At 75.6% G+C, this 12537-nt stretch carries 12 protein-coding genes; 9 read left to right on the top strand and 3 right to left on the bottom strand.

The genetic code is table 11. The features are described from left to right. The first annotated feature begins 48 nt into the window (after positions 1-48). Complete coding sequence (locus ACUXPL_RS08660; protein WP_036315183.1) at positions 49-882, top strand: undecaprenyl-diphosphate phosphatase; 834 nt, start codon at positions 49-51, stop codon at positions 880-882. A gap of 64 nt (positions 883-946) precedes the next feature. Continuing rightward, a complete protein-coding gene (mshC, locus tag ACUXPL_RS08655) occupies positions 947-2215 on the top strand; it encodes a cysteine--1-D-myo-inosityl 2-amino-2-deoxy-alpha-D-glucopyranoside ligase (RefSeq protein ID WP_180535607.1) in 1269 nt (422 codons plus the stop codon). 22 nt (positions 2216-2237) lie between these two features. Here mshC and ACUXPL_RS08650 read toward each other — a convergent pair whose 3' ends face one another. Further along, positions 2238-3188 (bottom strand): PAC2 family protein, encoded by a 951-nt coding sequence (locus ACUXPL_RS08650; RefSeq protein ID WP_454183235.1) that lies wholly within the window; start codon positions 3186-3188, stop codon positions 2238-2240. Positions 3189-3279: 91 nt separating this feature from the next. Here ACUXPL_RS08650 and ACUXPL_RS08645 point away from each other — a divergent pair, with 91 nt between their 5' ends. Genes ACUXPL_RS08645 through dop form a run of 5 tightly spaced genes read left to right on the top strand, consistent with a single transcriptional unit; the run spans position 3280 to position 9698 of the window. Then, on the top strand, positions 3280-4020 hold the full coding sequence (locus ACUXPL_RS08645) for an HAD family hydrolase (protein WP_454183233.1): 741 nt from the start codon (positions 3280-3282) through the stop codon (positions 4018-4020). Further along, entirely contained in the window at positions 4017-5144 is a 1128-nt protein-coding gene (locus ACUXPL_RS08640; protein WP_406925558.1) for a site-2 protease family protein, read from the top strand. The genes ACUXPL_RS08645 and ACUXPL_RS08640 overlap by 4 nt, the downstream gene beginning before the upstream one ends. 16 nt (positions 5145-5160) lie before the next feature. Continuing rightward, positions 5161-6225, top strand: coding sequence for a tRNA (adenine-N1)-methyltransferase (locus ACUXPL_RS08635; protein WP_012750880.1), 1065 nt, complete (start codon positions 5161-5163; stop codon positions 6223-6225). Further along, positions 6226-7980 (top strand): proteasome ATPase, encoded by a 1755-nt coding sequence (gene arc, locus ACUXPL_RS08630; protein ID WP_454183231.1) that lies wholly within the window; start codon positions 6226-6228, stop codon positions 7978-7980. It abuts the gene before it with no gap. Further along, entirely contained in the window at positions 7977-9698 is a 1722-nt protein-coding gene (dop, locus tag ACUXPL_RS08625) for a depupylase/deamidase Dop (protein ID WP_454183229.1), read from the top strand. The genes arc and dop overlap by 4 nt, the downstream gene beginning before the upstream one ends. Positions 9699-9713: 15 nt before the next feature. Here dop and ACUXPL_RS08620 read toward each other — a convergent pair whose 3' ends face one another. Both ACUXPL_RS08620 and ACUXPL_RS08615 read right to left on the bottom strand, forming a co-directional pair. Next, entirely contained in the window at positions 9714-10307 is a 594-nt protein-coding gene (locus tag ACUXPL_RS08620) for a cyclodeaminase/cyclohydrolase family protein (RefSeq protein WP_454183227.1), read from the bottom strand. Between the two features lie 40 nt (positions 10308-10347). Further along, on the bottom strand, positions 10348-10812 hold the full coding sequence (locus ACUXPL_RS08615) for a pyrimidine dimer DNA glycosylase/endonuclease V (protein WP_454183225.1): 465 nt from the start codon (positions 10810-10812) through the stop codon (positions 10348-10350). Between the two features lie 124 nt (positions 10813-10936). On the opposite strand from ACUXPL_RS08615, the gene ACUXPL_RS08610 reads away from it, so the two are divergent. Together ACUXPL_RS08610 and pafA are read left to right on the top strand one after the other, a co-directional pair. After that, on the top strand, positions 10937-11128 hold the full coding sequence (locus ACUXPL_RS08610; RefSeq protein ID WP_017488237.1) for a ubiquitin-like protein Pup: 192 nt from the start codon (positions 10937-10939) through the stop codon (positions 11126-11128). Next, positions 11125-12519 (top strand): Pup--protein ligase, encoded by a 1395-nt coding sequence (gene pafA / locus ACUXPL_RS08605; RefSeq protein WP_180535614.1) that lies wholly within the window; start codon positions 11125-11127, stop codon positions 12517-12519. Before ACUXPL_RS08610 ends, pafA begins: the two co-directional genes overlap by 4 nt. Positions 12520-12537 lie beyond the last annotated feature (18 nt).

Raw genomic sequence — 12537 nt, 5'->3', positions numbered from 1 at the left:
GCACGGCCCCGGGTTCCCACCCGGGGCCGTCGCGTACAGTGACCCTCCGTGACGTGGATCGAAGCCATCATCCTGGGCCTGGTGCAGGGCCTCACGGAGTTCCTGCCCATCTCCTCCTCCGCCCACATCCGCATCGTGGGCGAGTTCCTGCCCTCCGCGACCGACCCGGGGGCGGCCTTCACGGCCATCACGCAGCTCGGCACGGAGCTGGCGGTCCTCATCTACTTCTGGCGCGACATCACCCGCATCATCGGCCGGTGGTGCGCCGCGGTCACGGGGCGGATCCCGCACTCGGACCCCGATGCGCGCATGGGCTGGCTGATCATCGTGGGCTCGATCCCGATCGCGGTCCTGGGCCTGCTGCTGGAGGACTGGATCGACACGGAGTTCCGGTCGCTGTGGATCACGGCGACCATGCTCATCGTGTTCGGCGTCCTGCTCGCCCTGGCGGACCGGCTCGGCCGTCAGACCAAGCCGCTCGAGAAGCTCACCGTGCGGGACGGCGTCCTCTACGGCCTGGCCCAGGCCCTTGCGCTGATCCCGGGCGTCTCGCGCTCCGGCGGGACCATCGCGGCCGGCCTGGCCATGGGCTACACCCGGCCCGCCGCCACCCGCTACGCGTTCCTGCTGGCGGTGCCCGCCGTGTTCGCCTCCGGCCTGTACAAGCTGTACACCTCGCTCACCGATCCCGGCACGCAGGGCCCGTACGGCATGGGGGAGACGCTGGTCGCGACCGCGATCGCCTTCGTGGTGGCCTACGCGGTCATCGCCTGGCTCATGCGCTTCATCAGCACCAACTCGTACCTGCCGTTCGTCTGGTACCGCATCCTCCTGGGCGGCGTCCTGTTCGCCCTGCTGGGCGCGGGCGTCATCAGCGCCTGAGCCCGCTCCCGCCGCCGGGCATGGCGGCCCGGCACCGCCGAACCACCCCGATCTGAGGAGTCCCGTGAAGTCCTGGAGCACCCCCGCCCCGCCCGCCGTGCCGAGCCGCCCCGACCGGCTGCGGCTGCACGACACCGCCACGGGACGGACCCGGCATCCGGGCAACGACGCGCAGCGCGCCTCGCTGTACGTCTGCGGGATCACCCCGTACGACGCGACGCATCTCGGCCACGCGAGCACCTATGTGGCCTTCGACCTGCTGCACCGCTACTGGCGCGCGGCCGGTCTCGAGGTCGCCTACGTCCAGAACGTGACCGACGTGGACGACCCCCTGCTCGAGCGGGCCGAGGCGACCGGCGTCGACTGGCGCGCGCTCGCCGAGGAGCAGACCTACCTCTTCCGTGCGGACATGGCCGCCCTCGAGGTGCTCGCCCCGGACCACTACATCGGCGCGACCGAGGCGGTGGGCCTGGTGGTGGACGCCGTCGAGACGATGCTGGCGGCGGGCCGGGCCTACCGCGTGCCGGGCGGCGACGGCGAGCCCGACGGGGACGTCTACTTCGACGTCCGCGCGGCCCAGTCCGCGACCGACTGGCGCCTCGGACAGGTCTCCGCGATGGGCCCGGACGAGATGGCCACGGTGTTCCCGGAGCGGGGAGGCGACCCCGACCGCCCCGGCAAGCGCGACCCGCTGGACCCGCTGCTGTGGCGCGTGCACCGCGAGGGCGAGCCGGCCTGGGACGGGCGGTCGCTCGGCTCCGGCCGACCCGGCTGGCACATCGAGTGCTCCGTGATCTCCCGGGCCCACCTGCCGGCGCCGTTCACGGTGCAGGGCGGCGGCTCCGACCTGCGGTTCCCGCACCACGAGTTCTCCGCCGCGCACGCCACCGCCGTCGACGGCCTGCCGCTCGCGCACACCTACGCGCACACCGGCATGGTGGCCCTGGACGGCGAGAAGATGTCCAAGTCCCTCGGCAACCTCGAACTCGTCTCCCGCCTGCGGGCGCGGGGCGTCGAGCCGGTGGCCGTCCGCGCGGCGATCCTCGCGCACCACTACCGGTCGGACTGGGAGTGGTCCGAGCAGGTGCTGGCCGACGCCCAGGCGCGGGTGGCCCGCTGGCGCGCCGCCGTGGACGGACCGCATGCCGCCGCCGGTGTCGCCGTGCTGGACGCGGTGCACGCGGCGCTCTCAGATGACCTCGACGCCCCCCGCGCGCTGGAGGCCCTCGACGCATGGGCGGCCGGCACCCTGCCGGGCCTGGCGGAGGCGGCCGCCGACCCGGTGCCGGTGGTCGACGTCGTGGCGGCGCTGCTGGGTCTGCGCCTGCGGTGACCTTGCCGGGTGCGGCCGGTCGTCAGCGTCCGCCGCGCCCGCGCAGGTAGCGCTCGAACTCCCGCGCGATCGACTCGCCCGAGGCCTCCGGCAGCTGCTGGGTGTCCTGGGCCTCCTCGAGCTGCCGGACGTAGGCGGCGACGTCGGGGTCCTCGGCGGCCAGCTCGTCCACGCCGCGCTGCCAGGCCCGCGCGTCGTCCTCCAGCCCGCGCGTGGACACGCTCACGTGCAGCAGGTCCTCGACCGCCTCGACCAGCCCGAGCAGCGTCTTGGGGGAGGGCGCCTGGGCCACGTAGTGGGGCACCGTCCCCCACAGCGAGAGGCTCGGCAGGCCGCGGCGCGCGGCCTCGTCCGCGATGACGCCGATGATCCCGGTGGGCCCCTCGTAGACCGGACGGTCCGCGCCGACGGCCACCCGCACGTCCACGAGCGGCGAGGTTGGGCGGGCGCGCAGGGGCCGGGTGTGGGGCACGTCCGCCAGCAGCGCGCCCAGCGTCACGACGGCGTCCACGTCACGCGCGTCGGCCGCCGTGAACAGCTCCTCGAGGAACGCGCGCCACCGCACGTTCGGCTCCACGCCGACGGCGAGGAGCACGCGCACCCCGTCCGGCGGGGCGGCCTCGCCCGCGACGGGCCGGCCCTCCCGGTCCAGGAGCGCCTCGTGCAGGGTGACCGCCGGCCAGTCCAGCGTCCCCAGCCCGTCGGCGTCGCGCCGGACCAGCGGCCGGGTGACCTGGTAGTCGTAGAACTCGCCGTCGCACACCCGTCCCGCGTCCCCGGCGTCCCACTGCTCCCGCAGCGCACCCAGGGCCCCGGTCGCGGCCTCCCCGGCGTCGTTCCACCCCTCGAAGGCCAGCAACAGGACCGTGGGGGCCCGCCGCCCGGCCTCGAGCTCGTCCACGGTCGCCGTCAGGTGGGTCCGCAGCGGGCCCAGGACGTCGTCCGGCTGGTCCTCGGAGGTAGCGTCGGTCATGGCGGCCAGCCTAGACACGGCCCGACGACGGGGCCACGGCCCGCGACCCGCCCCGCACACCCCGGCGGCGGCGCTCGATAGGATGCACTCCATGCCCCGCCACCCCGCGCCCGCCCCGGACGACCGTGCCCGCCGCCTGCCGCGCGCCGTCCTGTGGGACATGGACGGCACCCTCGTGGACACGGAGCCCCTGTGGAACGCCGTCCAGCGCCGCCTGGTGGTCGAGCACGGCGGCACCTGGTCGGATGACCTGGCCGCCTCCCTCGTGGGACGCCCCCTCGACGAGGGAGCGCGACGCCTGCAGGAGGCCGGGCTGGACCTGCCCGTGCAGCGGATCATCGACCTGACGATGGACGAGGTCGTCCAGGGGGTCGTCGGCGGGGTGCCGTGGCGGCCGGGCGCCCGGGAGCTGCTCGTCGCGCTCGCCGAGGCCGGTGTGCCGGGCGCCCTCGTGACGATGTCCCATGCCCCACTGGCCCGCGCGCTGGCCGAGCGGGCGCCGGCGGGCACCCTGGACGTCGTCGTCTCGGGGGACATGGTCTCCCGGGGCAAGCCCGACCCGGAGGCGTACCGGCTGGGCCTGCAGCTGCTGGCCGAGCGGACACCGGGGCTGACGGCCGCCGACTGTGTGGCGGTCGAGGACTCCCCGGTGGGCGTCGGCGCGGCCGTGGCCGCGGGACTGCCGACGGTCGGCGTGCCCAGCGTGCTGCCGCTGCCGACGGGGCTCGCGACCGTCGAGTGGACGACGCTCGCCGGCCGCACGCCGGCCGACCTCGCCGCGGTCCGTCGGGTCGCCGCCGCGCGCGGGCCCGGGGCGGACGGGGCCGGATGAGCGGGCCCGCCTCCGTCCGGCTGGGCACGATCGCCGGCGCACCGGTGCGCCTGTCCTGGTCCTGGCTCCTGATCGCCGCGGTCATCACCCTCGCGTTCGGCCCGCAGATCCAGCGCGCGCTGCCCTTGATCGGCGGCGGCGCCTACGGGGTGGCCCTGGGGTACGCCGTGCTCCTGGCCCTCTCCGTCCTGGTCCACGAGGCCGCCCACGCCCTCACCGGCCGCGCCTTCGGCCAGCGCACCGAGGAGATCGCGCTCACCCTGTGGGGCGGGCACACCCAGTTCCGCAGCCCGTCCGCCCGACCGCTGGACACGGTCCTCACCGCGATGGCCGGCCCCGCCGCGAACCTCGTGCTCGCGGGCCTCGCCCATCTGGCGGCCCGCGCCGTGCCCGGCCCGTCCGTCCCCGCCCTGCTGCTCGAGGTCACGGTGTGGGCCAACCTCCTCCTGGCCGCGTTCAACGCGCTGCCGGGCACCCCGCTCGACGGCGGCCGCATGGTCGAGTCCGCCGTCTGGGCCGCCACCGGCTCCCGGGCCCGCGGCGTCGAGGCGGCCGGCTGGGCGGGGCGCGTCGTCGCGGTGGGCGTCCTCGTGGCGGTGCTCGGCCCCCCGATCCTCGCGGGCCGCGCGCCGGACCTGTTCGTCGTCGTCCTGGCGGCCTGGGTCGCCCTCACCCTGTGGCGGGGCGCGGACGAGGCCGTGCGCCACGGGCGCTGGAGCCGCCGGCTGGAGGCCCTGCGGCTCGAGCAGGTCGAGGCGCCCGCCATCGCCCTGCCCGAGCACCTCAGCGTCGCCGAGGCCCTGGCCCAGGCGGACGGCGGCCGCCGCGCCGTCGTGGCCGTGGACGGGGCCGGTCGGCCCCGCGGCGTGCTGGACCTCACGGCCGCGGCGGGCCTCACCCCGGCGCGCCGCACGACCACCGCCCTGGCCGCGGTCGCCGTCGCGCTGGCCCCGGAGGCCGTCCTCGTCCGCGACGACGTCCCCGCCGCCGGTCCCGACCTGGCCGCCCGCCTGGCCGCCCTCCAGACCCCCGTGTGGGTGCTGACCGACGCGCACGGCCTCGTGCGCTCCGTGGTGCCCCGCGAGACGATCCTCGCCGCCGTCGACGCGACGCGGCGTCCCTGAACCGAAGGAGCCCCCCATGACCGAACCCACCGGCGTGAGCGCGCGCCGCGGCCCCCTGCGGGCCGGCCAGCGCGTGCAGATCAAGGACGCGAAGGGCCGCCTCAACACGATCACCCTGCTGCCCGGCGGGGAGTTCCACAGCTATCAGGGCGTGCTGCGGCACGACGACCTGATCGGCGGCTTCGAGGGCGTCGTGGTCGAGAACTCGGCCGGCCAGCCGTACCAGGTGCTGCGCCCCCTGCTGAACGACTTCGTCCTGTCCATGCCCCGCGGCGCCACGGTGGTCTACCCGAAGGACGCGGCGCAGATCGTGCAGCAGGCGGACATCTTCCCGGGCGCCGTCGTGGTCGAGGCCGGCGTGGGCTCCGGCGCCCTGTCCATGTCCCTGCTGCGCGCCGTGGGCGACCACGGGCGCCTGCACTCCTACGAGCGCCGCCCGGAGTTCGCGGACGTCGCCCGGGCCAATGTGGAGGCCTTCTTCGGCGCCGAGCACCCCGCCTGGTCGGTGCACCTCGGCGACGCGCAGGAGGAGATGCCCAAGGTCCACGAGCCGGGCTCCGTGGACCGGGTGGTCCTGGACATGCTGGCCCCCTGGGAGTGCCTCGACGCCGTCGCCGAGGTCCTGGCCCCCGGCGGTGTGTGGCTGAACTACGTGGCCACCGCCACCCAGCTCTCCCGCGTGGCCGAGGCCATCCGGGACTCGGGCCGCTTCACGCAGGTCGAGGCCAACGAGACGCTCGTGCGCGGCTGGCACCTGGACGGGCTCGCCGTGCGCCCCGACCACCGCATGGTCGCGCACACCGGCTTCCTCCTCACGGCCCGCCGCCTGGCCTCGGGCGAGGAGGCGCTGCGGCTGAAGAAGCGCTCCAAGGTCTCCGAGTTCAAGGCCGAGGACGTCGAGGCCTGGCAGCCGGCCGACGAGGCCCGGTGGACGCCCGAGGCCCTCGGCGAACGGCCGGTCACGGACAAGAAGGCGCGCAAGGCGGCGAAGGAGGCCCGCCTCATGGCCGCGCGGTCACGCGCCGCCGAGCAGGGCGTGGACGCGTACGGTGGGAGGACCCCGACCGGGGAGCAGGACTGAGTGGACGGAGCACCGGTGGACCACCACGCGCAATCAGGCACGGAGCACGCCGAGCAGCGCCTCGCCGAGGCGCGGGAGCTGCTGCGGCAATCCCAGGCCGAGGCCGAACGGCTGCGGCACCAGCTGCAGTCCGCCCAGCGGCACGCCGCCGGCCTGAGCGAACGCCGTCGGGCCGCCGAGGCCCAGACGCAGACGGCCGCCCGCAACAACCGGCGCATGGTCGAGCTGCTCGAGGCCACGCGCGCCGAGATCACGACGCTCAAGGAGAACCTGGACGCCGTCACGCATCCGCCGTTCACCTTCGCCACCCTCGAGGCCGTGCACGCCCCGCGCGAGCCCGAGGAGGGCGTGGAGACCGGCGCCGTGGTGCGCGGGGGAGCGGACGTCGTGCAGAACGGCCGGCGGCTGCGCGTGACGGTCTCCCCGCTGCTCGACGCCGGCCGCCTCACCCCCGGCGCCCAGGTGCTGCTGGACGAGTCCAGCTCGATCGTCGGCGTCGCCCCGGGCACGGGTTCGGGTCAGCTGCTGCGCGTCAAGGAGGCGCTGCCCGACGGCGGCCTCGTCCTGGCCGGCACGGCGGACGAGGAGCGCGTGGTGCGGCGCGCGCCCGCGCTGGAGGGCGTCGACCTGCGCCACGGGGACGCCGTCACCGTGGACGCCCGCGTCGAATGGGCGCTGCGGCGGGTCGAGCTGTCCGAGGTGGACGAGGTGCTGCTGGAAGAGGTCCCGGACGTCACGTTCGAGGACATCGGCGGCCTCGGCCCGCAGATCGACCGGATCCGCGAGGCCGTCGAGATCCCGTTCCTGCACCCCGAGGTCTACCGCGAGCACGGCCTGCGGGCCCCCAAGGGGATCATGCTGTACGGCCCGCCCGGCACCGGCAAGACCATGCTCGCCAAGGCCGTGGCCAACGCCCTCTCGGCCCGCAGCGCGGACGGCGAGCGCTCGTTCTTCCTCAACGTCAAGGGGCCCGAGCTGCTGAACAAGTACGTGGGCGAGACCGAGCGGCAGATCCGGGTCATCTTCGACCGGGCCCGCGAGAAGGCCGACGCCGGCTTCCCCGTGGTCATCTTCTTCGACGAGATGGAGTCGCTGTTCCGCACGCGCGGCTCCGGCGTCTCCTCGGACGTGGAGACCACGATCGTCCCGCAGCTGCTCACCGAGATCGACGGCGTCGAGGCCCTCGAGAACGTGATCGTCATCGGCGCCTCCAACCGCGAGGACATGATCGACCCGGCCGTGCTCCGCCCCGGCCGACTGGACGTGAAGATCCGCGTGGACCGTCCCGACGCCGCCGGCGCCGCGGAGATCATGGCCAAGCACCTCACCGCGGACGTGCCCCTGCACGCCGACGACGTCGCGGCGGCCGGCTCCGCGGACGCGGCCCGCGCGACGCTCATCGCCCGGACGGTCGCCGCCCTCTACGACCGCGGCGCGGACACCGCGCTGGCGGAGCTGACGGACGTGTCCGGCACGACCCACGCCCTGCACCTGGCCGACCTCGTCTCGGGCGCCGTGGTGGCCGACGTCGTGGACCGGGCCAAGCGGCACGCGGTCCGCGACTACCTCGCCGCCGGCCAGGCCCCGGCCGCGCTCGGCGTCCGCGAGGGCCACCTGCGCGAGGCCGTGGCCGCGGTGCTCGAGGACCAGACGGACCTGCTGGCCACGGTCGCGCCCGCCGAGTGGGCGCGCACCTCCGGCTGGCGCGGTCCTCGGCTGCGCTCGCTGCGCATGGTCCGGGGGGTCGAGGCATGAGCGCGTTCGGCCGCGGGGCCGCGGACGGCTTCGCCCGGGCCGTCGACGTCGGCCCGACCCCCGCCTTCGAGGGCCAGCGCCGGCTGTTCCACGGCGCGGCCGTGCCCCCGAACGGGAGGGACGCCGCCGGCTGGGGCGTGCACCGGGTGATGGGCACGGAGACCGAGTTCGGCATCCACGCGCCGGCCAACCCGGGGGCGCACCACAGCGTGCTCTCGGTCGAGCTCGTGAACGCGTACGCGGACCTGGTCACCCGGTCCGGCTCGGCGGTGGCCGGCACGGAGTGGGACTACACGGGGGAATCGCCGCTCGTGGACGCCCGCGGCTGGCGGCTGCCGCGTTCGGCGGCGCACCCCTCGCAGCTGACCGACGAGGCGCTCGTGGGCCCGGACGGGGAGCCCGTGCACCTGCTGCTGTCCACCGTGCTGGCCAACGGCGCGCGCTGGTACGTGGACCACGCCCACCCGGAGTACTCGTCGCCGGAGACGACCACCCCGCGGGACGCCATGGTGTGGGACGCCGCCGGGGACCTGGTCGCCCAGGCGGCGGCCGAGCACATCGGCCAGGCCGAGGGCGCCCCGGAGGTGCTGGTCTACAAGAACAACGTGGACGGCAAGGGCCAGTCCTACGGCGCGCACGAGAACTACCTCGTGGCCCGGTCCCTCGACTTCGAGGAGCTCACCGCCGTCCTGCTGCCGTTCTTCGCGGCGCGGCAGGTGCTCGTGGGCGCGGGCCGTGTGGGACTCGGCCCGGCGGGGGAGCGGCCGGGCTTCCAGCTGTCGCAGCGGGCCGACTACTTCGAGGAGCCCGTGGGACTGGAGACCACGATCCACCGGCCGATCGTCAACACGCGGGACGAGCCGCACGCCCGTCCCGAGGCCTACCGCCGACTCCACGTGATCATCGGCGACGCGACGCTGAGCCAGCACGCCACGTGGTTGCGGATGGGCATGACCGCGCTCGTCCTCGCGATGGCCGAGGCCGGGACGGCGCCCCGGCTCACCCTGGACGACCCGGTGGCCGCGTTGCAGACGATCAGCCACGACCCGGGACTGCGGGCCACGGTGCCCCTGCTCGAACGCACCGCGGACGGCCCCGTGCGCCGGCACTGGACCGGGCTGCAGATCCTGCGGTCGTACCTGGACGCGGCCCGCGCCCACTGCGCCGCCTTCGGGGTGACGGATCCGCAGACGCGCGAGGTGCTGGAGGCCTGGGCCGTCGACCTCGACGACGCCACCGCGGATCCGCTGTCCCTGAGCGACCGCGCCGACTGGGCGGCCAAGCTGCGCGTCCTCGAGGGCCTGCGGGCCCGCACGGGCGCGGACTGGACCGACCCCCGCCTCGCGATGGTGGACCTGCAGTACGCCGACCTCCGCCCGGCCCGCTCCCTGCACCGCCGCCTCGTGGCCGCCGGCGCCCTCCGGACGCTCGCCGACGAGGCGGAGATCCGTGCCGCCGTCGGCACGCCGCCGCGGGCCACCCGCGCGTGGACCCGCGGCAACCTCGTGGGCCGCCACGGTGACCGCGTGGCCGGCGCCGCGTGGGAGACCCTGCTGCTGCGCGGGGCGGGGGAGCGGGTGCACCGGCTGCACCTGGCCGAGCCGCTGGTCGGCGCCGCCGTGGACCTGCCCGGCTGGTGGGAGGACGCCGCCGCGCCTCGGCCCGACGACGAGGCGCTCGTGGCCACGCTGCCGCCGCTGTTCGGCGCGCGGGCCTGAGGCGAGGGCGGGCGCTCAGCCCGTGACGGCCGCGCGCACGCGGCCCAGCAGGGCGTCCGCCCGCGCGACGAGACGGTCCGCCCGGTCGACGTCGGTGCGCAGGACGCCCTCCAGGCCCTCGTCGCGGAGGGGGCCCAGGTTGGTCTCGAGGGTCACCGCGGCGGCGGTGAGGCCGCCCCGGACGCAGCCGAGCGCCGCACCGACGTCGGAGAGCACGTTCGGGTTCGCCGCGTCCAGCACACGCTCGGCCAGGTCCAGTGCACGTTCGGCGGTGTCGACGATCCCGCGGGGTGGCCGGACGGCCTCGGCCAGGGCGGCCTGGATCGCGGCCGAGCGCCGGGCCCGGGCCTCCGGGGTGTCGCGGGGCAGCCCGAACGCCTCGGCCACGGCGCCGAAGCCCCGCTCGTCGCCGTCGGCGAGGCCGAGGCACGCCGCGATCAGGCCCTCCGATGCCTGGGCGTCCTCCTCGGCCGCGCTGAACCGGGCCGCCATGGCCAGCAGTCCGGCGCCCTCGGCGACCGCGAGCGCGCCCGTCGCGCCGCCGCCGGGGGTGGGCTCGCCGGAGGCGAGGCGCCCCAGATAGCTCTCGATGCTCTCGTCGCGGATCATGCCCCCACCGTGCCAGACCGGGCCCGACCGCGGCCCGCCCTCAGGCGCGCTCCCAGGAGGCGACCGGCCCCGGGACGATCGTGAACAGCGGGTGCACGTCGGGGACGGGCGTGTCCGACCACCGTTCGAGCCAGGCGGGGCTGCGCGCGGCCAGTTTGGCGCACAGGTGACGCCACTCCAGGTCGCGCTGGCCCGTGGTGGCCGGGATCGGTGCGAGACCGGTGGGCGGGATGCGCACCGCGCCGTCGGGGGCGGGGCACGGCCGGTCGATCCGGGAGTGGTCGAAGCGATAGCCGCGCGCCGTGGCCTCGGCCTCGAGGCCGGAGAGGAACGCGCCGACGGCGCCGGACGGGTCCGGGTGCTCCCGGAACCTCAGCAGCTGCGGGTGGTCCCGATACCCGCGCGTGCGGCCGGCCAGGACGGCCTGCGCGAGCAGGGCCTCGCGCCAGGCCCCCGTCAGGCCCTGGCGGTCGAGGTGGCGGGGGTGAAGGGTCCACAGGCGCATGCCCCCATCCTGCCAGCGCGGGGCAACCCGGGGACGTGGGGCTGAAACGTGGCCCGCGCGTGGGGCAGGATGGGTGGACGCGGACGGAGCACACCGACCCGCGTCGACGCACGAGGAGGCCACCATGTCCCAGGAGCAGATCCGCCCACGCCCGTCCGGCGGCGACGACGAGACCGGCGCCGCGGCGGGCCAGGCGCACGTGAAGCCCGCAGCCCAGGACCAGGGCCTGGACAGCCTGCTGGACGAGATCGACTCGGTGCTGGAGTCCAACGCCGAGGAGTTCGTCAAGGGCTTCGTCCAGAAGGGCGGCCAGTGACCGACGCGGACCGCGCCCGCCGGATCTTCGGTCTGGAGACGGAGTACGGCGTCCAGCACTGGAACCCGGAGGGGCGCCCGCTCAGTCCCGAAGAGGTCGTCCGCTACCTCTTCCGGCCCGTCGTCGAGTGGGGGAGGTCCTCGAACGTGTTCGTGGCCAACGGCTCCCGGCTCTATCTCGACGTCGGCTCCCACCCCGAGTACGCGACCGCCGAGTGCTCGACGCTCGACGAGCTCATCGCCTCGGACGGTGCGGGGGACCTGCTGCTGCACGACCTCGTGGTCCAGGCCGAGGAGCGCATGGCCGCGGACGGGGTCGGCGGCCGGATCCACCTCTACCGCAACAACGCCGACTCCTCGGGCAGTTCCTACGGCTCCCACGAGAACTACCTGCTGCGCCGGCGCACCGAGTACCGGCGGCTCACCGAGGCGCTCGTCCCGTTCCTCGTCTCCCGGCAGATCCTCGTGGGCGCGGGCCGCGTCGTGCCCGCCGGCACGTGGCCCGAGGGCGAGGGCCCGGCCCACTTCGCGTTCTCCCAGCGCGCCGACTTCGTGCAGGACGGCGTGTCCTCCTCCACCACGCGGTCCCGGCCGATCATCAACACGCGGGACGAACCGCACGCGGACGCCTCCGAGTACCGGCGCCTCCACGTGATCGTGGGGGACACGAACCTCTCCGAGCACACCCACCTGCTGCGCTTCGGCGCCACCGACCTGCTGCTGCGGATGATCGAGGCGGGCTTCCCGCTCGGGGACCGCGTCGTCGCCCACCCCACCCGCGCAGTGCGGCAGATCTCGCACGACCTCACCGGCACGGCCCGCATCGCGCTCCGGGAGGGGGAGGCCTCCGCGCTCGAGCTGCAGGAGCACTACCTCGAGCGGGCCCGCGCCTTCGTCGCCGCGGAGGGTGCCCACCACGACCGGGTGGGGGAGATCCTCACCCTGTGGGGCGAGGTGCTCGACGCCGTCCGCACCGGTGACCGGTCCCGCATCGAGGACCGCATCGACTGGGCGATCAAGCTGCGCCTGCTGGAGGACTACCGGGCCCGCCACGACCTGAGCTGGGACGCGCCCCGTCTCGCCCAGCTGGACCTGGCCTTCCACGACATCGACCCCGACCGGGGGCTGTTCCGCCTGCTGCTGCGGCGCGGCGCCGTCGCGCGCCTGCTGCCCGAGGACGCCGCCCGGTCCGCCGTGGAGACCGCCCCGCCCACCACCCGGGCCCGCGTGCGCGCGGACTTCGTGTCTCGCGCCCGGGCGCGCGGCCTGGACTACGCCGTCGACTGGACGACCCTGAAGCTCACCGACCATCCGCTGCACGCGATCGTGACGAAGGACCCGTTCGACACGTCGTCGGCCGCCGTCGACCGGCTGTTCGGGCGAATCGCCTGACAGCGCACGCCCAGGACG

The sequence above is a fragment of the Micrococcus sp. 140720015-1 genome (assembly GCF_053627595.1).
Note: the sequence above shows the minus strand (reverse complement) of the source record. Positions and strands in the feature narration are given on the sequence as shown.